The organism is Insolitispirillum peregrinum (assembly GCF_900156605.1).
GTDB lineage: Bacteria > Pseudomonadota > Alphaproteobacteria > Rhodospirillales > Rhodospirillaceae > Insolitispirillum > Insolitispirillum peregrinum.
In genome coordinates this window covers 365,134-389,653 of record NZ_FTOA01000002.1, presented here as the reverse complement: position 1 = coordinate 389,653, position 24,520 = coordinate 365,134, and the positions used below count along the sequence as shown (strand labels likewise).

Here is a 24,520-nt window from a genome sequence, read left to right as displayed (position 1 = left end):
GCATGTACTACATTGATACCACCGACGCCGTCACCGCCGCAGCCAAACCCACCCCGCCGACCGCGGGCAGCGAGAAGTTCTTTTCCGACACCCCCGGCTCGGCCACCGTCGTTCCGGCGTGGTTCCTCAACATGCTGCAGGAAGAGCTGGGCAATCTGGTCAGCGCCGCCAGTCTCAGCCACAGCAAAACCGACAACAGCCAGTTGCTGAAGGCGGTGCAGGCGCTGATCGCCAGCAAAACCACCGGGACCCTGCTGGCCAGCAAAAACCTGTCCGACGTCGCCAATGTCGCCACCGCCCGCAGCAATCTGGGGCTGGCAACGGTGGCCAGCAGCGGGTCGTACACCGACCTCAACAACAAGCCCGCTCTGGCCGCTGTGGCCACCAGTGGCTCTTATGCCGATCTCGCCAACAAGCCCGATCTGACGGCGCTGCCCGGCTATGCCAAGACCACCACCGGGGCAAAGATCGAAGCCTTTAACATCTATGGGGGGGATTTGAACGCCTGTAACGGCACTCCCGGTGTGGTGATCACGGAATGTACCACTGCCTGCACGCCACTCCCCGCCGAAATGGCAAATACCACCGGCGGTCTCCTCATCCAGTTCGCTGATAGTGGCGGCGATGATATCAGGATGCAACTTTTGATAAATGCCACTGGCACCACGATGTACCAGCGCATCAAGTGGGGGGGTGGGATATCTGGCACGTGGTCAGCCTGGCGTAACCTCTCCCAGACCACCTATGACATTCCCTTCCTCGCTGGCTGGGGGGCGGAGATGTCAGGCGAAGACCTGGCCATCCGCCAGTATGGCGGGGTGGTCATCGCGCGCGATGTGGCCATTGATCCGGCTGCCATCATCACCTGGTGCGAAGTTCCACCGACTGGTTCGGCGGTGATTTTTGATGTGCGGGTCAATGGGACGTCCATCTTCAGCACCCTACCGACCATCCCCGTCGGCAGCTCCAGCAACACGGCAGGTACCGGCACGTCCACCACTATCAGCCTGTCCCGTTTTGACCGGCTGACATTCCACGTCACTCAGGTTGGATCGACCGTCAAGGGGCAGAAGCTGTATGTCTGCGTCAAGGGGACCTGCTGATGCTGTATGCCTCGCAACACCAGATTGCCCCACAGGGACGCAAGCCGATGACCCTGTCGATCACCGCCTCGGGCCGTAACATCAACCTGCGCACGCTGGCTGATGCCGCTGGCTATAACGGCACCTCCCCCGCAGCGGTAACCGTCACGGTGGCCGCAGGGGTGATCATCGGATCGACCAGCACCAGTACCTATGCGCTCGATACCGGCACATGGCCGACCGGGACCACGTTGCGGCTGATCATCGGCAGCGGTGCCTATGTGGTCGGCAGAGGCGGGGATGGTGGATACCCTCCATTTACAACACCAGCATTGTCTGGTGGCCCAGCCCTTCGCTTACGTGTTGCTACGACGATCATCAATTTAGGAACTATTGGTGGTGGTGGCGGCGGTGGTGGCCTCACAATTGATGATGGCACCTCCCTGCCTGGAGACGAGATCGTCGGAGGTCGGTCCACGTTTCCATTTTCTGGGGGAGGAGCCGGGGATCTCCCCGGCAATTACGGTTATGGCGGAATCAATCCTCTGGGAACATTGACCACCGGTGGCAAAGGCTCGGTGGACATCTACAGCGTCTACCAGAAAACCGGTGGCAACGGCGGCGATCTCGGTATGCCAGGAACAGTTGGTGATATGCCAGGAGGCTCCGCCGGAGCCGCCATCACCGGTGGAGCCTATGCCACCTATGCCACGACTGGCACCATCCTTGGGAGCATCCTTTCATGACCTTGTACATCCACGTCACCGACGGCCAGCCCGTCGGCATCCCTGACTCTCGCCCGATCACCGTCACCCTCCCGGCCCGCCCGGCACTGCACCCCGATGGCACCCCGATGGAAGGTGTCACCCTGCCGGAAGCAGTGGTTGGCTGTGATCACTGGGACGATGACGCCCTGCGGGAGTACGGCTGGTATCCGGTCGCAGACGAAGAGATTCCGGAAACCCACAGCCTGACCGGCTATGCCGTCGATGGCCTGCTGGTCCGTGCGCAAACCGTACCGCGGCCGGACAGCGAACTCACCACCATTGCCGCTGATCGGCGGCGTGCCGAAGTGCTCGCCCGACTGATGGACCTTGATACCATCAGCACCCGCCCACTACGTGCCATCACTGCAGGCACTGCCACGCCTGAAGATCATGCCCGGCTGACGGCTCTCGAAACCGAAGCCAGCGCACTGCGTATCGAGCTGGCCTCCCTTTCCTCCCTCTCGTGATCCAGCGGACTCATCATGGCGGCGCGTGACCGGGGTGCTGGTGCGCCCTGTCACCGCCTGCCTCCACACCACCGTTATCTCCCCCCATGAGGTCTGAGCATGTACTATATCGATACCCCCGACGCCGTCAGCGCCTCGGCCAAACCCACCCCGCCGGACGCCGACAGCGAGAAGTTCTTTTCCGATGCCCCCGGCGTGGCCACCGCCGTTCCGGCGTGGTTCCTCAACATGCTGCAGGAAGAGCTGGGCAATGTGGTCAGCGGTGCCAACCTCAGCCACAGCAAAACCGACAACAGCCAGTTGCTGAAGGCGGTGCAGGCGCTGGTCGCCAGCAAAACCGATGGTGCCCTGCTGGCCAGCAAAAACCTGTCCGACGTCGCCAATATCGCCACCGCCCGCAGCAATCTGGGGCTGGCAACGGTGGCCAGCAGCGGGTCGTACAGCGACCTCAGCAACAAGCCCGCTCTGGCGACCGTGGCCACCAGCGGCTCCTACGCTGATCTCGGCAACAAGCCCGATCTGACGGAATACCTGTCAAGGGGGCAAATCGGCATCGCGGCACAGGTTGCCCCCGGTCAGGGAGGACCGAATGGGGCAGTTGTATCCCTTAACGGAACTGCCCTGTCTGGCTTCGGGGAAGTCACCGGATATGCAACTTACTCCAGTTTCGACGATAGGCCTCTCGTATGGGGCTGGTCTTATGTCATCGGCACAGGCAACTCGCCTCATGCCGGGTATCAAGGCGGCTACCGTCAGAGAGTCTCGATGGGATACGAGCATGGGGACTATGCCCTAGAGTGGTGTGTGCCACGGTACGGGACCGGTCCCGACGCCGACCCGACGGCAGTATACACCCGGCAGATGACGGCCAACGCCTGGGGCGATTGGACTAAAATCTCCGCAGGAAATGCCGACACGCTGGGCGGGTACAACGCCAGCCAGATCACCGGAGCTGTTAAAAAATACCTCGTTCTGGATCAGTACAATGGCAACATCATCCGGAACAGCCTGGGAATTTCATCGATCACGGATCACGCTGTCGGGCAATACACGGTAAGTTTCACCACGCCGTGGCCGAACGTCTATTATGTGCCTGCTAGTTGTACGCTTGGTGATACAGGCAACCCCGATTGTGTGGTTATCGAAGATGAGCCTGGCTTGACGTTCTGGTCGGATACAAAAATGCGTATGGCCCACAAGGTCTCGGGGACCGGCAATTATGTTGACGGCCGTCCTGACACCATCATCTTCGCCGGGATGTAACGATGCTCACCACCTCCCAGCGGATTGCCGCATGGCAGGGTACCCCGGTTCCCGGACAGTATGCCATCGCCTTTGAAGCCAACCTTGACGAGCCGGTGTCGGTGCTGATTCCCGACCCGTCGTGGCTGGCGATGGCTCTGGCCGGGGGGATTTTGCCTCCCCTCGACGCCTATGCCGGAGGGCTGGAGGCGGTTGACGCTGCCGCTCCCCTCGGCCCGATGACCGAAGAACAGGCGATGGAATACCTGCTGCAAAAGGACGTTCCCGCTCATGTCTGGGACGCCCCGGCAGGCAATCGCCGACGCTTTGCCATCACCCGTAAGGACATGTTGCCCACAAGCCGCCAATGGCGTGGGGCCTGGAAACTGAAGGACCTGAGCGATGACTGATACCGATCTCATCCAGTTACAAGACAGCCCGTCTGCCGACGCCAGCACTGCCGAAACCCCGGCAACCGTCTCCGTTGAGATGAACGGCAGCGTCATCGACAGCGAACACACCCAGTCCCTGCCCCGCACCTTCCGCGATGCCTGGGTGCTGGACGGTGACGCCGTGGTGATCGACATGGGGAGCGCCCGCGATATCCATCGGGCGGCTCTGCGGCAGGCCCGCCCTGCCCTGTTCCTGCCTCTCGACGACACCTTGCGCCGACTGGCGCGCAAGGACCTGCTTGACGGGCTGAGTGAAGACGAGCGGGCCGAAGCCCGCGCCGCCGAAGCCGCCTGTCAAGTCTTGCGCGATATCACCATCGACCCCCGGATCGAGGCTGCCGCATCGCCCGATGAGCTGGCAGCCCTGACCATCACCGCCCTGCTCGCCTGACCCGGCATCCGCAGGCTTACTTGGCGTAGATCGACTTGACCAGTTCGGTCAGGGTGACGCCGATGCGGTCGCCTTCGGTGATCACCACTTCGCCACGCGCCACCAGAATATCGTTGGCGTAGATTTCCACCGGGTCGTCGGTGCGCTGGTCCAGTTCGACCACCGCACCACGGCCCAGTTTCAGCAACTGGTTGACGCGCAGTTCGGACTTGCCCAGCACCACCGAGATTTCCACCGGTACGGTAAAGATGGCGTCCGAGGTCAGTTGCCGATTCCCGCCGATCGTATCGAGATCGGGATCATCCATCGAACGCGGGTTTTCATCGACCATTGGGCTGTCCTTGCGCAAACGGAGCCATCATTCCCCACGGCATACAATCGCCGGGGTTTCTCTGCAAGGGCGCATCATAGCGCGGGCAGAATGGCAATGAAAGCTCACAGCATCAGGGGGAAAGGCAAGAGCCCCCTTACCCCCTGACACTGTGGCTGGTGTTACTGCAGGCTGTCGATCTGGCCCTGCAGGTTCTGATAGGCCGGGCCATCCTTGGGCAGCGTTGACAGCAAGCGGGTCCATTTGGACTTCGCCAGCGCCTTGTCACCCTGAATCGCCGCCGCCAGACCGCCCAGATACAGCACGTCAGCACTGTCCGGAGCCAGAGCTTCGGCCTTGGCCACCACCGCAAAGAACTGCGGGTCGGGCTGGTCCTGACCGGTCTTTTCCGCCACATCAATCAGCGAGGTTGCCAGATTGAACAGCGGCTCGACCTCGGTCGGCTTCAGGGCTGCGGCCTTGCCATAGGCGTCCACCGCCCCTGCCGGGTCCTTCATCACCGTCAGCGAGCGGCCAAGCTGCATCCAGCCGTTATAGTCGTCCGGCTGGCTGGCCAGACGATCCTTCAGACGCTGAACCATACTGCCGATCATCTGCTTTTCATCACCGCTGAAACCTTCGCCCGGCTTGCGGTTGGCGTCGGCCTCGGCACGCATGGCAGACCCGGCATCGACCTCGGCGGTTGCCTTGCCGTCGATCAGGTCCAGCGGATGCACCGGCTTGACCGCCATCGGTGGCAGGTTTTCCTGCCGGGCCACCTGCCCCATGCGGGCGCGCAGCATCCCCATCCACGGCGCATCAGCCGGGCTGGAGGCCGACAGGTCGCGCCAGATGGCCAGCGCCGCACGGTTGTCCCCGTCCTGCACCCGCGCCAGCCCAAGGTAATAGCGCGAACGGGCATCATCGCGGCTCAGACGCAGGGCATTGACGAACGCCGCCCGCGCCTGCTCGCTGACCGCCCCGTCCGAGGCCAGCACCTGCGCCTCGCCAATCGAGGCCCACACGTCCGCCGCAACCGGCCCCAGCGCCACCGCCTTGTCAAACGCAATCAACGCCTGCGCCGATTCGCGCAGGGCGGCGCGGGCTTCGGCCAGCGCCAGCCAGCGCTTTTGATCCTGCGGGTTGGCGTCGGCAGCAGCGGCCAGGGTCTGCTCCTGCCGCTTCAGTTCGGCCATTTTGGCCTCGTCCAGCCCCATCCGCTTGGCCTGCTGGGCTTCAAAGGGAAAATCCGGCATACCCGGCGTTCCCAGCACGCCATACATCACCAGCGTTCCGACCGGCACCAGCACCGCCAGCAACGCCGCCAGTGCCCGCCGGGTTTTATGCCCCGGCAGGGGAGCCTGTCCAGCGGCCATCGCCCGCGCTTCGCTGTCGGCGGCCAGCATCCGGCGCTGGATTTCCACCCGTGCCGCCTCCGCCTGAGCCTCGGTCAGCAGCCCGCGATCCCGGTCGCGCTCCACTTCACCCAACTGGTCGCGGTACACCCGCAGGTCATAGTCTGCCCGAATCGCCGATGCCGCCGGACGGCGCAGTAACGGCCAAACCACAAACAGCCCGACCGTTGCCACAGCCAGCCCGACAAAGAACACGATTTGCACGGTCATCGGGCGTTATCCTCATCCCGCAGGAGCTTTTCCAGACGCTTTTTCTCCTCCGCCGACAGCGGAGCCACCACCGGCTCGCTGTCAGCCGTCGCGGTCGCCGGACGGCGGAAGAAACTCCAGCCGCCCCACAAGGCCAGCAGCAGGAACGCCAGCGGACCAAACCACAGAGCATAGGTTGACAGCTTGAACGGCGGCTTCAGCAGCACGTAATCGCCATAGCGGGCGACCACAAAATCCAGCACCTGCTGGTTGCTGTCGCCTTTTTGCACCCGGTCGCGCACGATCAGGCGCAGATCACGGGCCAGCTCGGCGTTCGATTCGTCGATGCTTTCGTTCTGACAGACCACACAGCGCAGCTCGCGCGAAACCTCGCGGGCGCGGGCCTCCAGCGCCGGGTCTTTCAACATTTCATCCGGCTGCACGGCCCACGCCGTGGCCGACAGGCCGACGGTCAGCACCGCCGCCAACAGACCTTGCCGCAGCCGGGGGCTCATTTGCGCAGTCCTTCAATGATCGGCTTCAGGGTATTGGCCCATACTTCGTCGGTCACCGGGCCGACGTGCTTGTAGCGGATCACCCCGGCCTTATCGACCACGAAGGTTTCCGGTGCGCCGGTCACCCCGAAATCCACCGCCACTTTCGAGTCCGGGTCCAGCCCGACCAGCGTATAGGGATTGCCGTTGCGGTCCAGCCAGCGCCGCCCGTCTGCCGGATTCTTTTCCCGCCAGTCGATGCCGTAAATCTTCACAAAGCCGGTATCGCGAATCTTGACCAGATAGGGATGCTCGGCCACGCAGGCCACGCACCACGAGCCAAAGATATTGACCAGACTGACATCGCCTTTCAGGTCGTCACTGGTCAGGCCGCGCGTATCCCCCGGCAACGGTTCCAGTGCAAAGGCCGGAACCGGACGATTGATCAGCACTGAGGGAATGTCACGCGGGTTGTTGTTCAGGCCCAGCACGAACGCCCCCACCAGCAGCAGGAACATCAACGCCGGAGCAATGAAAATCAGCTTTCTTACCATCAGAGCCTCAAGAGTACCGATCAGGTTCAGGCCTGTCGCCTTGTGCGAAAAGCGGGAACCGGTTTTCGCACAAGGCGACAGAACAAAAGGTCAGGCCGATGCAGGGGGAGCAGAAGACGCCCGCGCCCGTACCGGAGCCCCGACGCGGTGGCGGCGGTCGGTCAGCGAGACGAACCCACCCAGCCCCATCAGCAGCACGCCGTACCACAGGAACGGCACCAGCGGTTCAAAGTACAGGCGGGTCACCCAGCCCTTGCCATCCTTGGCCGGATCACCCACCACCGCGTACAGGTCGGCAATGCCGGTGGTGTGGATGGCGGCTTCGGTGGTCGGCATCGGTGGCTGGCGATAGGTGCGCTTTTCCGGTGTCAGCACCGAAATCAGCGCGCCATCCTTGCGCACCTCAAAGGTGCCTTGCAGGGCGCTGTAGTTCGGGCCATCGACCGACTTGACCCCGGTCAGGGTCAGTTGATAGCCCTGAATGGTCAGGGTCTGGCCGATCTCCTGCGTCTGCACCATCTCCTGCTTCCACGCCGACGAGGCCGTGACCCCGGCCACCACAAAGGCAACGCCGATGTGGGCCAGCGTCATCCCCCACGCCGCACGCGGCAGGTTGGCCGCCCGGCGCAGGCTTTCGCCCAGCGGTGCGCGGAACAGCTTGATGCGTCCGGCCCATTCGACCAGCGAACCGACGAACAGCCAGCCCGCCAGCCCCAGACCAAAGGCCGCCAGCAGCGAATCGACATCGCCGCCGTGCCAGGCCCACACCGCCAGCATCACCACCACCAGCGCGGCAGCGGCGGCCCACAGGCGGCTCAGGGCGCCGCGCAGGTCGCCACGCTTCCACGCCAGAAACGGACCACAGGCCATCGCCAGCAGCATCGGCACCATCAGCGGCACGAACACCCCGTTAAAGAACGGCGCGCCCACCGACACCTTGCCCAGATGGAACACATCGGCAAACATTGGGTACAGCGTGCCAAGCAGGATCGAGGCCGCGGCGGTGGTCATCAGCAGGTTGTTCAGCAGCAAAGCACCTTCACGCGAAATCGGCGCGAACAGGCCCCCGGCCTTCAGCGACGGAGCCCGCCAGGCGTACAGCATCAGCGAGCCGCCCACCGCCACCGACAGCAGCACCAGAATGAACAGGCCACGGGTCGGATCACTGGCAAAGGCGTGCACCGAAGTGATCACCCCGGAGCGGACGAGGAAAGTCCCCAGCAGGCTCATCGCAAAGGCGAGGATCGCCAGCAGGATGGTCCAGCTTTTCAGGCTGTCGCGCTTTTCCACCACGATTGCCGAATGCAGCAGGGCGGTCCCCACCAGCCACGGCATGAACGAGGCGTTTTCCACCGGGTCCCAGAACCACCAGCCGCCCCAGCCCAGTTCGTAATAGGCCCACCACGAGCCCAGACCGATGCCCAGCGTCAGGAAGGTCCACGCCGCCAGCGTCCACGGGCGCACCCAGCGGGCCCAGGCGGCATCCACCCGACCTTCGATCAGCGCGGCAATGGCAAAGGAAAAGGCCATCGAGAAGCCGACATAGCCGAGGTACAGCATCGGCGGATGGAACGCCAGACCGGGGTCCTGCAACATCGGGTTCAGGCCGCGACCGTTGGCCGGAATTTCCGGCAGGCGCAGGAACGGGTTGGAGGTGAACAGGATGAACAGCAGGAAGCCACTGGTGATCATCGCCTGCACCGACAGCGCCCGCGCCCGCAGTTGCGGCGGGATGTTGCCGCCAACCAGTGCCACCGCCAGACCAAACACCGTCAGAATGGTGATCCACAGCAGCAGCGAGCCTTCGTGGTTCCCCCACAGGCCGCTGACCTTGTACAGCATCGGCTTGTCGGAATGCGAATTCTGGAACACGTTGCTGACCGAAAAATCGGACACCACAAACGAATAGGTCAGGCAGCCAAAGGCCAGCCCAACCAGCAGAAACAGCCCCAAAGCCCCGGCGCGCGAGGCATTCATCATCACCACATCGCCCTTCTGCGCCCCCCACATCGGGATGATCGACTGGGCAAGGGCGACAAACAACGCCAGGATCAGGGCAAAGTGTCCGAGTTCGGCGACCATCAGGGTTCCTTACTTCGCGCTGGCCGGGGCGGTCATGCCCGCCGGATGGCCTTGTTCTTTCATACGTTCCGTCTCGGCGCCGGTCCATTTCCCGGACTTTTTCAGCGATTCGGCGACTTCGGGCGGCATGTAGTTCTCGTCGTGCTTGGCCAGCACCTCGACCGCCTTGAAGGTGCCGCTGCCATCGAGCGCGCCTTCGGCCACCACCCCTTGCCCCTCGCGGAACAGGTCGGGCAGGATGCCGGTAAAACTGACCGGCAGGCTGTTGTTGAGGTCGGTCACGTTAAAGCGGACCGTGGTCCCGTCCTTGTGTACCGAGCCCTCTTCGACCAACCCACCCAGACGGAACCGGCGACCCGGATCGACGTGCTTTTCCTGTACGTCCGATGGACTGTAGAAGAACACCAGATTGTCCTGAAAGGCGGTCAGGGTCAGCGCCGTTGCCGATCCCAGCAACAGCATCCCCAGCCCCACCAGCATCAGGCGGCGTTTTTTGCGCGTCATGGCCGCTCGGCTCCCGTATCCACCGTCGAAGGAGTAACAGCCTGATCCCCGACCGGGGCCGCACCCCGACGGGACCGGCGACCGCCACGGGCCTGCTGCAACAGATCAAGGGTCTTCTGGCTGCTGGCCGCCCCGCGCAGGGTCAGAACCAGCACCAGCACCAGCACCACCAGGGCGATGGCATAGGCGGGCCAGACATAGCCGCCATAGCCCCCCATTGTCAGAAAGTCGTTCATCGCCTCACCAGCTTTCCGTTATCCGTGCAGTTCCGCCATCCGCAGGGTGCGAATCTTCGCCTCGGCAATTTCCGTACGAATGCGAATTAATAGCACGACCACGTAATACCCCTTGAAGGCCAAGGCCATCAACAACAAAGGCACCAGCATCGACGCATCAATCGCCGGACCGCCCATCTTCACCACACTGGCCGGCTGGTGCAGGGTGTTCCACCAGTCAACCGAGAACTTGATGATCGGCACATTGACGAATCCCACCAGCGCCAGAACCGAGGCCGCCTTTTGCCCCCGGCGCGGATCGTCAAAGGCCGACTGCAACGCCATATAGCCCAAATAGAGGAACAACAGAATTAACATACTGGTGAGGCGGGCATCCCACACCCACCAGGTTCCCCACATCGGCTTGCCCCACAGCGACCCGGTCACCAGACAGATCAGGGTAAAGGCCGCCCCCACCGGCGCACTGGCTTTCCCGGCCAGATCGGCCAGCGGATGTTTCCAGATCAGCGCCACCGCACTGGCAATCGCCATCATGGTGTAGGCAAACATCCCCATCCAGGCGGCCGGCACATGGATGTACATGATGCGGACGGTTTCCCCCTGCTGATAATCGGCAGGAGACAGGACCAGGGCATAGGCCAGCCCGGCGACCAGTGAAATCACCGTCACCCCGACCGCCCACGGCAGCAGGATGGTCGCCAGTCTGAGAAAGCGGGCCGGATTGGCAAAGCGATGCATGGGAACTCCCAATCAAGCAGACAGCCTGAGGCAACGGGCGGAGCCATACCGCCCAATCGTGGCAAAATTCGGGGACTGTTTTAGCGCCGCTTTGCGCCGTGTGCTACCGTTCTCGCGGGTTAACTCTGGGCGAGCCATATCAGATTGTGCTGAATGGTTGCTGAAACCGGCAAAAACAAAACGGCAGAGCGCCATGCCCTGCCGTTTTGTCATCATCCACACCCCGCCAGCACGACGGGGACAGGCATGTTCAGTTTCAGGTGCCAGCCTCAGGCGTCGGCTTCCAGAACCGACTCCACCCATTCCACCATCTTGTTCTTCGGCAGGGCGCCGATCTTGGTGGCGGCGATCTGGCCGTTCATGAACACCATCAGGGTCGGAATCCCGCGCACACCGTATTTGGTGGGGATTTCCGGGTTTTCGTCGATGTTGACCTTGGCGACATCCAGGCGGTCAGCCAGCTCGGCGGCCAGTTCTTCCAGCGCCGGAGCGATCTGACGGCACGGGCCGCACCATTCGGCCCAGAAATCCACCAGCACCGGCTTTTCTGCCTTCAGCACATCCTGCTCAAAGGAGGCGTCAGTAACCTGTTTCATCGATTTGTCCTTTTATACGGCATCACCGGGCACTTGTGGCACAGCCATCGCGCCAGGCCTGCAAACACGGTGGTAAGAAGAAATCCGGCTGACCAAGGATGCTCGTGCCACCGCTGATCAATGGCTAGAGTCTAAGGAGGGGACGGAAGGTCGTCAAGGCGGGCAATACCCTTGAAAAGAATATGCTCATACTGTCAGGGGCTGCGCGGACCACAATTCAGCTCGCCCAGATCCCAGTCATAGCGCACCCAGTCGGTCACCTCGGCCACCTGATCATAAAGAACCCGCGCCGTCGCATTATCGGCCTTGGTCTGCCAGTACAGCCGCCGCCAGCCGAACTGGCGGCCACGGGCGGCACAGGCTTCCAGCAAGGCCCGGCCCACCCCCTGCCCACGGGCAGACGCGGCCACGAACAGGTCTTCCAGATAGCCGACCTGCTGGCGACTCCACGTTCCCGGATGGGTCACCACAATCGCAAAGCCGACCAGATCCCCGTCAACCACCGCCACCAGACAGTCCATCGGCCAGACATCGCTCAGACAGCGCCGCCAGGTGGCCTGCGTGACCTCGGTCGGAACGGCCGCCTCGTAGAACGCCAGATAGCCCTGCCACAGGCGATACCACGCCAGATAATCCCCCGCCGTCGCCATTCTGACCCGTACAAGGGGCCTGTTGCCCTGCGACTTGCCGGTTTCACTCATCCCGTTGTCCTCCCGAGTCACCACCCCCCAGGCGGTTGTTTTTCAGGCTAGCCTCCAGAACCGCGCGAGGCAATGGCATAACAAAGGGACCATCCGTCCAGACCAGAGCGCAGTCCACCCGCCGCCCGGGATAAATCCCCTGCAAGACCTGCCGGTAGAGGGCCAACTGGACGCAATAGGCTTCCGCGACGTCTTCAACGCGCCTCGGTGGCGGGCGATTGGTTTTGAAATCAACGATCAACACCGCTTCGTCGGTCACCACCAGCCGGTCAACCTGCCCCGACACCACATGGCCACCGACCACCCCGGTGATCGGCACTTCGGCCAGCGAGCCGGGACCAAACAGCGGGGCAATGTCCGGGTGATCGAGGACCGCCAGCGTCTCGCGGCACAGGGCGGCCTGTGCCGCAGGCGACAGCTCCCACACCGGACGGGCAAGGAAGGTTGCCGCCGCCGCCTGCCGGTGGAGCGGGGCCAGATCGGGCAGGCTCTGCAACAGGCGGTGAACCAGCGTCCCGCGCCGGAACCGCCGCTTGGCATCGCTGGCCGGGTTGTCTCCGTGATCCAGTGGCGAACGGGCGGGCGGGTCCGGCAGCTCCACCCGCGACGGGGCCAGCGGGCGCGGCGGCGACGGCTCGGCAGGCGGCGGTGCCGCCGTCCAGGCAGGCAACGGAGCCTCTTCCGCCGCCATTGCCAGCTCCCCGTGCGCGCTGATGCGGGGGGCAACCGTCTGCGCCGACTGCAGGCGCCAGATGGTGGCACTCTCGACGCCAAAGGCCGGACCTTCGCGGCTGAGGAACGGGTCATCGCAGGATTGGCCAATCGCCGCCATCCCGGCTTCGACCAGATCATACCAACAGCCCTCGGGGCGGCGGGTCTTGCCCTGCCAGCCACAGACCAACAGACGGTCTTCGGCACGGGTCAGCGCCACGTACAGCAGGCGATTGTATTCCTGCAGCTGGGCATCCTTCAGCCGTTCAATCTGCTGGTCGCTCAAGGGGTCACGCATTTCCTTGCGCGGTGGCCACAGCATCAGGCCGTGCTCGTCCTCCCACAACACACTGTCGAGCTTTGACGGCACCCCGCAGGTATCGGGCAGGATCACCACCGGCGCCTGCAAGCCTTTCGAGCCATGGACGGTCATCACCCGCACCTCGTCCCGACGTTCGGCCATGTCGCGCTTTTTCTGGCTGTCGTCATAGCGCGCCCAGTGCAAAAAGCCCTGCAACGACGGCGGGTTGCCCCGGTCATAGGTCAGGGTCAACTGCACGAATTCGTCAATCGCATCCAGCGCATCCGGGCCCAGCCGGGCCACCAGTTTTTCCCGCCCGCGCAATGGGCCCAACACCCGGGCATACAGCTCGTGCGGCGGCAGAAAGTCGGCCTGCCCCATCAGGTCGGCCAGCGTTTCATGGGCCGGACGGAACGGCCCCCCACCCTTTTCCGCCGCCGCCCGCAACGACCGCCACAGACTGACCCCGCGCGGACGCCCGGCGGCGATCTGCAACAACTGGTCTTCACTGAGGCCGATCAGCGGCCCTTTCAGCACACAGGCCAGCGTCAGATCATCATCGGGCAGCAACAGGGCCTCGCCCAGCGCCAACAGGTCCATCACCGCCATTTGCTCGGACAACACCATCCGGTCGGCCCCGGCCACTGGCACCTCGGCCTTTTTCAGCGCCCGCACCAGATCTTCGACAAAGCCGCCACGCCGCCGCACCAGCACCAGAATGTCACCGGCAGTCATCGGTCGATCCTGACTGAGCAACCGCTCGCCCGAGATCATCGCCTTGATGCGGGCGGCCAGCAGACGGGCCAGCCGCGCCTGCGCGGTGTCACCGCTGACCACCTCCACCGGTGGCTTCCACGGCTGACCATCCGCTGCCTTGGCGGTTTCCAGTACCGGCCACAGCTCGACCAACCCGGCCATCCCCTCGCGGGCGGCCAGATGATGCACTGGTTCATGCCGCTCGCGCACCCCGTGGCAGGCTTCGGTGGCGTTGAACACCTGATCGACCAGATCGAGCACCGCCGACACGCTGCGGAACGACACCCCCAGCGTCACATCGTGAAAGGTCTGCTCCGCCGCCGGAACGACCTCACGGTAGCGCGCCCGCATGGTGTCAAAGGCCGCCGGGTCGGCCCCCTGAAAGGAATAGATCGACTGCTTGCGGTCGCCGACGGCAAACACCGTGCGCACCGCCTCGTTGATCCGCCCTTCGCCGCTGAAAAACTCTTCGGTCAGACTGCGGATCACTCCCCACTGGTCGGGGCTGTTGTCCTGTGCTTCATCGACCATCACATGATCAATGCCACCGTCGAGCTTGTACAGCACCCACGCCGTCGCCTCGCTGCCCGACAGCAGGGCACGGGTGGTAAAGATCAGGTCGTCAAAGTCCATCAGCCCGCGCTGTTCCTTGGCCGCCTCATAGCCGGAGATCAACGCGTTGCCCAGCACCAGCAGCGCCGCACTGCACTCGGCCACCTGCGCCGCCTTGTACCGTCGTTCCCACAGCAGAACGGTATCGGTCAGCTGGTCGAGAACGGTCAGCACATCGGGATAGGTTTCCTTCACCGCCTTGCTGGGATACTTGCTCTGGCTGCGCGCCGCGCCGTCCTTGGTCAGAAAGGCCGCGCTCATCAGCTCCCACTGGCTGGCCTGATCGGGTGGTGACGAAGTGAACCAGCGGGCCAGACTTTCGGCAATCCCCTGATCGGTCTTGCCGCCGCTGGCCATCATGCGGGCAAAGGAGCGCAGTTCGTCGCCATCGAGCACCGCCACGGCCTTCAGCCGGATATCAGCGGCGGTCTCGCCCTCGGCCACCTCCAGAACGCGGTACAGCGCCGCCAGCGCCTCGTCCAGTCCTCCATGCCGCCGCAACAGACGGCGCAGCTTGCCCCGGTTGCCGGTCAGTTGCCCCATCAGGGCCGGAAAGTTCATCTCGTGGACCTGAGCCGTCACCACCGCCAGGGCTCTGGCCAGCGGGCTGTCACCGCCAGCCCGCACCGTTTGCAGCAGCCGTTCATAGGCCTGATCCATCAATTCGGCGGACGATCGTTCATCCAGAACCTCGAAATGCGGCGACACCCCGGCTTCCAGCGGGAACCGGCGCAGCAGGCTTTGACAGAAGGCATGGATCGTTTCGATCCGCATCCCCCCCGGCACATCCAGCAAACGGGCAAACAGCCGACGGGCCACCGTGCGCTGGGCGGCATCGGGGATACGGCCCAGATCACGCAACGCCTGATCCAGCGCCTCGTCGCTGATCACCGCCCAGTCGGACAGCTTGGCTGCCAGACGGGTGGACATTTCGGCGGCGGCGGCCTTGGTGAAGGTCAGGCACAGAATCCGTTCCGGCCCGGTGCCTTCCAGCAGCAGGTTCAGCACCCGGTCGGTCAACACCTTGGTCTTGCCGGTCCCGGCATTGGCCCCCACCCACACCGAGGCACGGGGATCGGCGGCCTGTCGCTGGCTATGGGTCGCCTGCGCAATGATCTCACTCATTCGCTCTCTCCTTCACCCGCCGACCATTCGCGCACCCGCGCCAGATGCAGATAGTCCGACCACTTCGGCGCCCGTTCAGGATGGGGCCGGGCGAGATAAGGAGTCTCGGGGGCATCAAAGGCGCGGATCAGTCCGCGCACCCCGTCCAGCGCCTCGGTCACCAGCTCACCCAGCGGTTTGTCTTTTGTTTTGACGCTGCGCGCCTCGCCGCCGTCGGTATTGCCCTTCAGGTGCCAGAATTGCAGGTCCGAAACGGGTCGTCCCGGAACACCGTCAAAGCCGCCACTCTGGGCAATCAGCGCCTCCAGCGGCAACTGCGGCGCAAACCCGGCCAGCACTTCCTTGTCCGATGGCGGCTGGCCGGTCTTGTAATCAAGGATCGCCAGCGTGCCATCCTGCAGCAGGTCGATACGGTCGGCGGTGGCGGTCAGCAGGAAGTCCCCCAGATCCAGCTTGCCACGGGCCTCAACATGGGTTTCGCGCACCAGCGGACGACGAGCGGTTTCTTCCTGCGCCACCCAGCGCGCCAGCCGCTCGAAACGTGGCCACCAGAAGGCCCACACCGCCGGGCGAGCGATGGTTTCGGCAAACACCTGTTCGCCACAGGCCAGCAGCGCCGCATAGGGGTCGGCGGGCAAAGCCTGTGGATAGCGGCGCTGGAACAGCTCCAGCGCCCGGTGTACCAGCGTGCCGTAATCCCCCGCTCCCGGGTCTTCGTCGAGCGCCTTCAACGCCCGCAATCCCAGAATGTACTGGGCATAGATCGCATAGGGGTCGCGCATCCAGGTCTCGATCCGCGTCACCGACAACTTGCGCGGACGCAGGGCCACCGGCGGACAGGGTGCCGGGCGCCGCCCCAGATCATAGCGGTCGGGCTGGTCCAGCCGACTGACCCACGACAGCCACGGTGCCCGACAGCCCAGCCTGGGCAGTCCGGCAGCGGTCAGCACCGTATCGAGCCGCAACAGCCAGCGCGACGGCACCGTCGGAGTCCCGTCGATCTTTTCCGCCCGCGTCAGCACCACCTGCGGCGCGCAGAACAGCGCGGCGAAATCATGGGCGGCATGGCCGACCCGTTGTTCCGGTTGCGGCAAGCCGAACTCGCCCCGCATCGGGCGGCTCATCCACGGGTCGATGGCCGTTTGCGGCGGCCAGACGTCTTCGTTCAGGCCGCCCAGAATCAGCAGGTCGGCATGGCGCAGGCGGGCTTCCATCGGCCCGAGAATGGCCAGACGCGGATGGTTGCCGAACTCCTGCCGCACGCCGGTGCCGGTCATCAGGCCATCGAGGACTGCCGGATAGCGCCCCGGAACGATGGTGTCCAGCACACTGGCGGTATCGCCCAGATCGCGCGCCCAGATCGCCGCCGTGTCCCCGGCATCTTCGGCCCACAGGCGCAACGGTCCCGGCATCGCCGCCGTCCCTGCCAGCGCCTCGGCCAGCCGCATGTGGGCTTCGAGCAGGTCGGCAAACGACGCTTCATCCTGTTCCATCAGCGTAACGAAGCCCTGACAGCACTGCTCCAGTGTGTCCAGCAGCATCGCCAGCCCGTCCAGATCGTCGCCGCCAACCGCTTCCGAGGCCAGCAGCGCCGTCCGCAGCCCGGCAATCCCCGGCCCCGGGCGGACCCCGCGCAGGACGGCCATTTCCAGTCGGCGGGCCGCATCGCGGAAGATCGCCGGTTCCAGCCCGGCCCCTGCCAGCGGATGTTTCAGCACCGACAGCAACGGCACCGGCGCAAAGCGTTCAGCCACCATCGTCGCCGTCAGCCGCAGAAAGGCTCCCGGCGGTGTTACCGCCAGCGGCCTGCCCGCCGAGTCATCAACGCGGATGTGCCAGCGGGCCAGTTCCGCCGACACCCGCCGCGCCAGATCGCGGTCAGGCGTCACCAGCGCCGCCGTCCGTTCGGCGGTTTGCAGGGTCTGGCGCATCAGCAGGGCAATCGCCAAAGCCTCTTGCCGCTGGTCGGGGCAGTCCAGCCGGGTGATCCCCGCTGTCGCCCGCTCGTCCAGCGGTGCAGCCGCCCCGGTCGACAAATCGCGCCAGCGGTGGGTGGTCTGGGCCGGTCGCATCGCTTCCGAAATCAGCCGCACCCGCGACGGGTCGGCCAGCGATGGATCATCCTCGCCGGTCTGCGGCCAGTCGGCCACCGCCTGCCGCTCGCAGCCGATCACCGCCAGCAGGGTCTTCAGGGCATATTGTGGATGACTGTCATCCAGCGCCTGCCACGAATCGTCGTCCATCTCGCGGTCCAGCCCCGGCAACACCACCATCCCGCCCGGCAGGCGGGCCACCACCGCCAGCACCTCGGCGGCGGCAGGCAGCGAGCCGGTGATCCCGGCGGCAATCACCCGCCCGTGGGGCGGCACCTGTTGCCACGCCACCGCCTGCGCCCGCAGCAGGCGATTACGCCGGTCGGCCGGGTCCAGACAGCCCTCGGCCTCCAGAAGGGTCGGCCAGACCTGCGCGACAATCGCCAGAAACTCGACAATCCGGGTCCAGTGCGCCGCATACCGATCCGGGGCCAGCGTCCCCAGCCGCCCCAGATCACAGTCGGCGGTCTGCACCTGATCAAGCAGGCGGGCCAGTTCATCGGCCAGCCGCAACGCCTGATCAGGGGTATAGGGCCGCCCGGTCTCGTCGCCCTTGGCCATCACCAACCGGCTGAGCAACAACCGCCGCCGCAGGGGCGGAATCGCCGGAGCCAGCGCCTCGACCGCGCCATCGGCAGACCCCAACCCCTGAAAGCCGTTGAACAGCATTTCGTCGTCGTCAAGGTCGCCCAGCGCCAGCAGGCGCGGCAGCATCAAGGGCCGACCACCCGACCGCCGGAGAAAGGCTTCGCGGACCGTGCGCTGGGTGCGCCGGTTGGGCAACAGCAAGGTAATACCGGCCAGATCGAGCGGATCACTGCCGCACTGTGCCAGCACCCCCGCAGCCAGGGTATCGCCAAAGGACAAACGGGGAGAGATGGTATAGAGCGACATCAGGCACCCTTTCGAATCAGCAACAGCCCTTACCGCCCGAGCCGGGCAATCTGGTCGGAGGTCGGGGCAATCCGGTCCGGCGTGCCGACGTGGAACCAGTGGCCATCATGGACCACCCCATAAAGCCGTCCCACCGCCAGCAGGCGGTCAAAGATCACGTTCAGCGACCAGGCCCCGGTCGGGGTATCAGCAAACAGTTCCGGTTTCAGAATTTGCACACCGGCATAAACATAAGGCGCCCGCCCCTGCCCGTCCCGCCGACCCACAATGCGGCCATCGGCCTGCCAGTGGAAATCCCCGGTGCCGTCGTAGCCATGGGCGGTTTCCAGCGGGTGGAGCAACAGCAGGGCATCCATCCGTTCCGGGTCCCATGCCGCCGCCAGCCGGGCCAGCGCCGTTTCCCCCGGCCCGTCGAGCCACAGGATATCGGCATTGGCCACCCAGAACGGCGCATCCCCCAACAGCGGCAGGGCATGACGGACGCCACCGCCGGTTTCCAGCAAGGCCGCCCGTTCATCGGAATAGCGCAGTTCGACCGCAGGCGGCAGCGGATGAGCCTGCATGTGCTGCTCCACCCGCTCGGCCAGATGATGCAGGTTGATCACCACCCGCGACACCCCCGCCGCCGTCACATGGGCCAGCACCCGGTCGAGCATGGTCATCCCGCCAACCTCGACCAGTGGCTTGGGGGTATGGTCGGTGATCGGGCGCATGCGCGTGCCCAACCCGGCGGCCAGCACCATCGCGCTGGTCAACGCGGCCCCGCTCATTGCGGCGACCGCTGACGAACCGCAGGCGGAACGTAGGCCTGCAACCACGCCTGCACCGGCGCACAGGCCGGATGCTGGCAGGCTGTTTCCAGCAGACGCCACACGCGCGGAATGTGCGGCAGATAGCCCGGCTTGCCATCCCGCTTGTACAAGCGGGCAAAAATGCCGATCACCTTGGCATGACGCTGGGCAGCCATCACCGCCCACGACGCGGCAAAGGTTTCTGCGTGCAGGTCGGGGCGGGCGACCAGAAAACGCGCGGTCATCGCCGCCACCAGTGCCGGGTCGATATCCCGGCGGGCGTCTTCCAGCAGGCTCATCAGGTCATAGGTCAGCGGACCTACCACCGCATCCTGAAAGTCAAGCAAACCACAGGCGGCCAGCCCCGCCCGTCCGGGCAACAGCAGCAGGTTGTCAACATGGTAATCGCGCAGCACCAGCGCACTCGGCACTCCGCGCGCCACCGGCAACAGGTCAAGCCAGATCCGATCCCACTCGGCGCGAGCCTCGGCAGACACGGCTGCCCCGACACTGGTCAGAAACCAGTCCGGCAGCAAACCGGTTTCGGTCAGCAGGCGCTGATCATCATAGGCCGGAACATCCGCCGGGACCGGCTGCTGCGACAGCTCGGCCAGAACGTCGGTGGCCAGCGCATACAACGACCACTCGTCATTGCCCTGCTGCAACAGGCGGGTATAGGTGCCGTCGCCCAGATCCTCCAGCAGAAGAAAGCCGTTGTCCTCATCAACCAACGCCACATGGGGGACGGAAAACCCCAGTGCCTCAAGATGGTTCGCCACCCGAACGAACGGCCGAACGTCTTCCTGCGGCGGCGGCGCATCCATGATCACCATCGTCGCGCCATCAGCCCGCCGCAGTCGCCAGTATTTCCGGAACGAGGCATCCCCGGCCAGTAACGACCGTTCGGCATCTCCCCAGCCTGCACGCTGTTGAAAGCCGGTCAGCAAGGTCTCACGCATCTGTCAGATCATCTTTCCTGCAGAATTTCATTTCGCTGCCGCCTGCGCTGCCGTAAAGGCCGCCGACAGGCGGGACAGCAGGTGCGGTTGCGCCTCGACATCGACCCGCCGCGAGGTCTCGCCGGTCTGGATCAGGGTCAGGTGAATCGCCCGCCGGGGCAACAGCCGCCCCAGCCGGTCGGGCCATTCGATCAGTGCCACCCCTTCTTCAAAGGCGTCTTCGATGTCCAGCTCATAGGCATCTTCGGGCTGTTCCAGCCGGTAAAGATCGTAATGCCAGATCGCCCAGCCCGGCGTGTCATAGACCTGCACCAGCGTAAAGGTCGGACTGGGGACTTCTTCTGCCGGATCACCGACCGCCGCCCGGATATAGGCCCGGCACAGGGCGGTCTTGCCAGTCCCCAAATCTCCTTGCAGAGCCAGAACATCCCCCGGCCGCAGCACATCGGCCAGCGCCACCCCCAGGCAGCCGGTCGCCGCCGGGGTCGCCAGTTCCAGCGACAGTCGTGAAGCAGACGATGTGCTATCGGTCATCATGTCCCCCTGTTGGCCCCGACATCTGTCGCAAGGGTAGGGGAAAGATCGTCGCGATGCCAGAGGCTTCCCGGCTCTCCTCCGAGGATCAACTTGATTCCCGGCGCGCCTCGCGCCACAGTCAGCCCTTCCAGATCCGCTCCCCCCACGGAGCACGGCAAGACCAGTTACAGGAAAGCGAGTCGCCCATGGTTGACCAGACCCTTCATCACACCGACGCCTGCGTTATCGGGGGCGGCCCCGTCGGCCTGTTCACCGTTTTCCAGTGCGGGATGGTGCGGATCAAATGTCATGTGGTGGACGTGCTGGATGCGCTCGGGGGCCAGTGCGCCGCCCTGTACCCGGAAAAGCCGATCTATGACATTCCGGCCCACCCCAGCATTCTGGCCGGTGACCTGATCGGCCAGCTGGAACAGCAGGCCGCCCCGTTCAATCCGGTCTATCACCTGAGCCAGCAGGTGGTCGGCCTGACCCGTCAGGACAATGGCCGCTGGCTGGTGGAAACCGACAAGGGCACGCAGATCGATTGCGCGGTGGTGATCATCGCCGCCGGTGCCGGAGCCTTTGGTCCCAACCGTCCGCCGCTGGACGGTCTGGCCCATTACGAAGGCAAATCGGTGTTCTATTTTGTGAAAAGCCGCGAAGCCTTCCGCGGCAAGCGGGTGGTGATTGCCGGTGGCGGGGACTCGGCGGTGGACTGGGCCGTTTCCCTGTCCGAAGTCGCCGCCAGCGTCGCGGTGATCCACCGCCGCCCGAAATTCCGCTGCGCCCCGGAAAGCGCCGCCCGTCTGCAGGACCTGGCCAGCCAGGGCAAGATCGATCTGGTGGTGCCCTATCAGTTGTCCGCCCTTGAGGGTGACACCGCCAGCGGCCAGTTGAACACCGTGCGCGTTGCCGACCTTGACGGCGGCCTGCGCGACCTGCCCGCCGACATCCTGCTGCCGTTCTTTGGGCTGGCCACCTCGCTGGGGCCGATCAGCAGCTGGGGTCTGGGGATGGACAAAAGCCACATCACCATTGATCAGGGCACCAGCGCCACCAACGTCGAAGGCATCTTTGCCGCTGGCGACGTCTGCACCTACCCCGGCAAGCTGAAGCTGATCCTGACCGGGTTCGCCGAAGCGGCACAGGCGGCGCATCATGCCTATCCGTTTGTGTACAAAGGCGAACACCTGCACTTTGAACACTCGACCAGCATCGGCGTTCCGGCGTAACCCTTTTGCACCGGGTGGAGACGTTTTTCTTCACCCGGTGCAAAAACAAAGGTGTTAAGACAAGGCCTTGTTGATCCCTGCGGTGATCGTTGCCATGTCAGCCCCTTTTGCCAGCCTGTCCATCCGCATCGCCTCCACCGCCGCCGAGCGCGAGGCAATCTATCGCTTTCGCTATGACATTTACGTGCGCGAAATGGGCAAGGTCCGTCTGGAACAGGCCGACCACGGGCGCGGCTGGCTGAAGGATGATGCCGACGATCAGGCCACCCTCTACGGGGCCTATGCCGAAGACGGCAGTGTGATCGGCACCCTGCAAGTGATCGGCGGAGAAACCGGCATACCCGATGCCTTTCGCCAGCTCCCCCACTTTGAACAGTTCCTCACCCTGCCCCCCTCAGCCCTGTCGTTCACCGGACGCCTGATGGTTGCCCCCGGACGGCGCGGCGGTCAGGCGATGACCGCGCTGGTCGGGCGGGCCTATCAGGACGGACTGGCCACCGGGCGGCATTTCAATTTCTGCGTCTGCTCGCCGGGGCTGGTTGATCTGTACGAGCACCTTGGCTATCGCCGCTTTACCGGCAATCTGGTCGATCCGGTGGTCGGCTATCAGGTGCCGCTGGTGCTGGCGGCCCGTGACCGCGAACACCTGTCCACCATTCAGTCGCCGCTGTGGCGGATTCTGCGCCACCTCCCCGGCGAGTCCGGGCCAAACGATGATGCCCGCCGCCTGCTGGACTGGCTGCATGCCAGTGTGCCGGTGACCTCGGTGGTGCGCGACTGGATCGAGCAGGAAGACGCCTTTTGGGTCTTTCTCGCCGACAAGGTCCGCCATGCCGCCAGCGGAACCGCCTCGATTCTGGCCGACCTCGGCGAGGACGAGCAAAAGCGCCTGCTGAAAGGCGGAACCCTGCTCGACTGTGCGCGCGGCGACCTGATCATCAAGGCCGGTGCCGTTGGGACCGAGGTGTTTGTGGTTCTATCCGGGCTGGTCGAAGTGCGCCTGGCCGGACAAAGCACTCCGCTGGCGGTGCTGGATAGCGGGCAGGTCTTTGGCGAGATTGCCTTTATCACCGACATCACCCGCACCGCCGATGTGGTGGCGCTAACCGATGCCCGCTTGCTGGTGGTCAGCCAGACAGCCCTGAAACGCCTGATGGCCACCGCCCCGGCCCTCGCCGCCAAGCTGATGTTCAACCTGTCACGGGTTCTGTGCGAGCGGCTGATTTCATCAAACCGGCGGATTACGGGATAACCCTATCGTTGACGTAACAAGTCCATCGCCGCATTCAACTGGCTCATCCGCTGATGGCTGCCATAGGGGCTGTCGGGATGGTGAACGGTGGCCAACAGCCGAAAGCGGGCACGCAGTTCGCGGCTGTCCGGGTCGGCGGTCGGGGGATAGCCAAACACAAACAGTGCCTCGCCTTCGGTCTGCACGCCGCTGGGCAGCGGATCAAAGGACAGCACCGACAAAACCGTTCGCAAGCGGTCCAATTCCTCGGTGTGGATAGCAATTTCACTGGTCAGCCGGGACACCTGCTCGGCCAGCTCCGGGTCCGGCTCGCAGCGGGCAGGTTCAGGCGGCGGTGGTGGAGGGGCAGCCGGAGGGGGGGCCATCGTCCCGCCCAGAACAATCCCGTTTTTGTCTCCGACCTGCAAAGACATCATTCCACCTGCGAGCGCAAGCGCCAGATTCAGAGACTTACGGATAAAAGAGCTGCTCATGCCGGATGGCAGGCGGACCTGAAGGCGAGGCTTGCGGCGCAGCACCTTGCCCATCGACGGCCCGGAGTGCAGGTTGACCATTTCACGGTCGTCGTCTGCGGGTTCGCCGGGATCGGGATACAGCTCGATCACCTCGGGCGGAACGACCAGCATCACCGAACGGGCCAGGTCCCCGGCATTCACCCGACGCTGTTCCGCCAACGCCAGCACCGCATCGCGGAAGGCCGATGAGCATGATAGCGTATAACTCTCTTTGACCTCAGCCACAACCAATCGATCTCCACACTCTGCACCGCCGCAGATCAGACACCAAACCCACCATGCCCGACAAGCGGGACAGAGGACCTACAGGGGTGAGCCGTCCCGGCGCGCCGCTCTTTTCCCGCCAATTCCACGGGAATAACGCTGCCAAAGACCCCTCCATAGACGGGGGTGTATCCCGGGGCAGCAAATTTTAGTGCGACATCGCAATGAAAATGGCTCGCAACGGCACTTTTCACCTACGATCGTAGATTTTCAAGTCCGAAGGACAGGCGGGTGAGGAAAACACCCGCCCAAAGATCACAAACAACATGAAGAAAAGAA

General features: G+C 64.4%; 24 protein-coding genes. 8 read left to right on the top strand and 16 right to left on the bottom strand.

Annotated features, from left to right (window positions below; genetic code table 11):
* Positions 1 to 2: 2 nt before the first annotated feature.
* The 6 genes from BW995_RS05765 to BW995_RS05740 all read left to right on the top strand — a co-directional run bounded on the left by BW995_RS05765 (position 3) and on the right by BW995_RS05740 (position 4,401).
* The gene (locus BW995_RS05765; RefSeq protein WP_076399227.1) at positions 3 to 1,103 is read left to right on the top strand and encodes a hypothetical protein; all 1,101 of its coding nucleotides are present in this window, start codon (positions 3 to 5) and stop codon (positions 1,101 to 1,103) included.
* Positions 1,103 to 1,828: a hypothetical protein gene (locus tag BW995_RS05760; protein WP_076399226.1), complete on the top strand. Its 726-nt coding sequence runs from the start codon at positions 1,103 to 1,105 to the stop codon at positions 1,826 to 1,828. The genes BW995_RS05765 and BW995_RS05760 overlap by 1 nt, the downstream gene beginning before the upstream one ends.
* Positions 1,825 to 2,316, top strand: a complete 492-nt coding sequence (locus BW995_RS05755) for a hypothetical protein (protein ID WP_076399225.1) — start codon at positions 1,825 to 1,827, stop codon at positions 2,314 to 2,316. The genes BW995_RS05760 and BW995_RS05755 overlap by 4 nt, the downstream gene beginning before the upstream one ends.
* A 99-nt stretch (positions 2,317 to 2,415) precedes the next feature.
* On the top strand, positions 2,416 to 3,579 hold the full coding sequence (locus BW995_RS05750; protein WP_076399224.1) for a hypothetical protein: 1,164 nt from the start codon (positions 2,416 to 2,418) through the stop codon (positions 3,577 to 3,579).
* Between the two features lie 2 nt (positions 3,580 to 3,581).
* Complete coding sequence (locus tag BW995_RS05745) at positions 3,582 to 3,968, top strand: hypothetical protein (RefSeq protein ID WP_076399223.1); 387 nt, start codon at positions 3,582 to 3,584, stop codon at positions 3,966 to 3,968.
* The gene (locus tag BW995_RS05740; RefSeq protein ID WP_076399222.1) at positions 3,961 to 4,401 is read left to right on the top strand and encodes a hypothetical protein; all 441 of its coding nucleotides are present in this window, start codon (positions 3,961 to 3,963) and stop codon (positions 4,399 to 4,401) included. The genes BW995_RS05745 and BW995_RS05740 overlap by 8 nt, the downstream gene beginning before the upstream one ends.
* 16 nt (positions 4,402 to 4,417) lie before the next feature.
* Here the strand turns inward: BW995_RS05740 and BW995_RS05735 are convergent, their stop codons facing one another.
* From BW995_RS05735 to tsaE, 15 genes are all read right to left on the bottom strand, one after another.
* Positions 4,418 to 4,708, bottom strand: a complete 291-nt coding sequence (locus BW995_RS05735) for a FliM/FliN family flagellar motor switch protein (RefSeq protein ID WP_076399626.1) — start codon at positions 4,706 to 4,708, stop codon at positions 4,418 to 4,420.
* A 185-nt stretch (positions 4,709 to 4,893) separates the two neighbouring features.
* Positions 4,894 to 6,336 carry a c-type cytochrome biogenesis protein CcmI gene (gene ccmI, locus BW995_RS05730; protein ID WP_076399221.1) on the bottom strand — a complete coding sequence of 481 codons (1,443 nt, stop codon included), beginning with the start codon at positions 6,334 to 6,336 and terminating at the stop codon, positions 4,894 to 4,896.
* Entirely contained in the window at positions 6,333 to 6,830 is a 498-nt protein-coding gene (locus BW995_RS05725) for a cytochrome c-type biogenesis protein (protein WP_076399220.1), read from the bottom strand. The genes ccmI and BW995_RS05725 overlap by 4 nt, the downstream gene beginning before the upstream one ends.
* Entirely contained in the window at positions 6,827 to 7,363 is a 537-nt protein-coding gene (locus tag BW995_RS05720) for a DsbE family thiol:disulfide interchange protein (RefSeq protein WP_139332778.1), read from the bottom strand. The genes BW995_RS05725 and BW995_RS05720 overlap by 4 nt, the downstream gene beginning before the upstream one ends.
* Positions 7,364 to 7,453: 90 nt before the next feature.
* Positions 7,454 to 9,445 (bottom strand): heme lyase CcmF/NrfE family subunit, encoded by a 1,992-nt coding sequence (locus BW995_RS05715; RefSeq protein ID WP_076399219.1) that lies wholly within the window; start codon positions 9,443 to 9,445, stop codon positions 7,454 to 7,456.
* A 9-nt stretch (positions 9,446 to 9,454) separates the two neighbouring features.
* A complete protein-coding gene (gene ccmE, locus BW995_RS05710) occupies positions 9,455 to 9,949 on the bottom strand; it encodes a cytochrome c maturation protein CcmE (RefSeq protein WP_076399218.1) in 495 nt (164 codons plus the stop codon).
* The gene (gene ccmD / locus BW995_RS05705; protein ID WP_076399217.1) at positions 9,946 to 10,185 is read right to left on the bottom strand and encodes a heme exporter protein CcmD; all 240 of its coding nucleotides are present in this window, start codon (positions 10,183 to 10,185) and stop codon (positions 9,946 to 9,948) included. Before ccmD ends, ccmE begins: the two co-directional genes overlap by 4 nt.
* 18 nt (positions 10,186 to 10,203) lie before the next feature.
* The gene (locus tag BW995_RS05700; RefSeq protein ID WP_076399216.1) at positions 10,204 to 10,923 is read right to left on the bottom strand and encodes a heme ABC transporter permease; all 720 of its coding nucleotides are present in this window, start codon (positions 10,921 to 10,923) and stop codon (positions 10,204 to 10,206) included.
* Positions 10,924 to 11,192: 269 nt separating this feature from the next.
* Positions 11,193 to 11,519 (bottom strand): thioredoxin, encoded by a 327-nt coding sequence (gene trxA / locus BW995_RS05695; protein ID WP_076399215.1) that lies wholly within the window; start codon positions 11,517 to 11,519, stop codon positions 11,193 to 11,195.
* A 194-nt stretch (positions 11,520 to 11,713) separates the two neighbouring features.
* On the bottom strand, positions 11,714 to 12,220 hold the full coding sequence (locus BW995_RS05690; protein WP_076399214.1) for a GNAT family N-acetyltransferase: 507 nt from the start codon (positions 12,218 to 12,220) through the stop codon (positions 11,714 to 11,716).
* Positions 12,213 to 15,725 carry a double-strand break repair helicase AddA gene (gene addA / locus BW995_RS05685; protein ID WP_076399213.1) on the bottom strand — a complete coding sequence of 1,171 codons (3,513 nt, stop codon included), beginning with the start codon at positions 15,723 to 15,725 and terminating at the stop codon, positions 12,213 to 12,215. Before addA ends, BW995_RS05690 begins: the two co-directional genes overlap by 8 nt.
* Positions 15,722 to 18,712 (bottom strand): double-strand break repair protein AddB, encoded by a 2,991-nt coding sequence (addB, locus tag BW995_RS05680; protein ID WP_076399212.1) that lies wholly within the window; start codon positions 18,710 to 18,712, stop codon positions 15,722 to 15,724. The genes addA and addB overlap by 4 nt, the downstream gene beginning before the upstream one ends.
* A 29-nt stretch (positions 18,713 to 18,741) precedes the next feature.
* On the bottom strand, positions 18,742 to 19,482 hold the full coding sequence (locus tag BW995_RS05675; protein ID WP_076399211.1) for a nucleotidyltransferase family protein: 741 nt from the start codon (positions 19,480 to 19,482) through the stop codon (positions 18,742 to 18,744).
* Entirely contained in the window at positions 19,479 to 20,462 is a 984-nt protein-coding gene (locus BW995_RS05670; protein ID WP_076399210.1) for an aminoglycoside phosphotransferase family protein, read from the bottom strand. The genes BW995_RS05675 and BW995_RS05670 overlap by 4 nt, the downstream gene beginning before the upstream one ends.
* 27 nt (positions 20,463 to 20,489) lie before the next feature.
* A complete protein-coding gene (tsaE, locus tag BW995_RS05665; RefSeq protein ID WP_076399209.1) occupies positions 20,490 to 20,996 on the bottom strand; it encodes a tRNA (adenosine(37)-N6)-threonylcarbamoyltransferase complex ATPase subunit type 1 TsaE in 507 nt (168 codons plus the stop codon).
* 188 nt (positions 20,997 to 21,184) lie between these two features.
* Between tsaE and BW995_RS05660 the strand changes: the two genes are divergently transcribed.
* Both BW995_RS05660 and BW995_RS05655 read left to right on the top strand, forming a co-directional pair.
* Positions 21,185 to 22,210: an NAD(P)/FAD-dependent oxidoreductase gene (locus tag BW995_RS05660; RefSeq protein ID WP_076399208.1), complete on the top strand. Its 1,026-nt coding sequence runs from the start codon at positions 21,185 to 21,187 to the stop codon at positions 22,208 to 22,210.
* Positions 22,211 to 22,304: 94 nt separating this feature from the next.
* Positions 22,305 to 23,462, top strand: a complete 1,158-nt coding sequence (locus BW995_RS05655; protein WP_139332777.1) for a Crp/Fnr family transcriptional regulator — start codon at positions 22,305 to 22,307, stop codon at positions 23,460 to 23,462.
* A gap of 2 nt (positions 23,463 to 23,464) precedes the next feature.
* Here the strand turns inward: BW995_RS05655 and BW995_RS05650 are convergent, their stop codons facing one another.
* The gene (locus BW995_RS05650) at positions 23,465 to 24,202 is read right to left on the bottom strand and encodes a J domain-containing protein (RefSeq protein ID WP_139332776.1); all 738 of its coding nucleotides are present in this window, start codon (positions 24,200 to 24,202) and stop codon (positions 23,465 to 23,467) included.
* Positions 24,203 to 24,520: the final 318 nt, after the last annotated feature.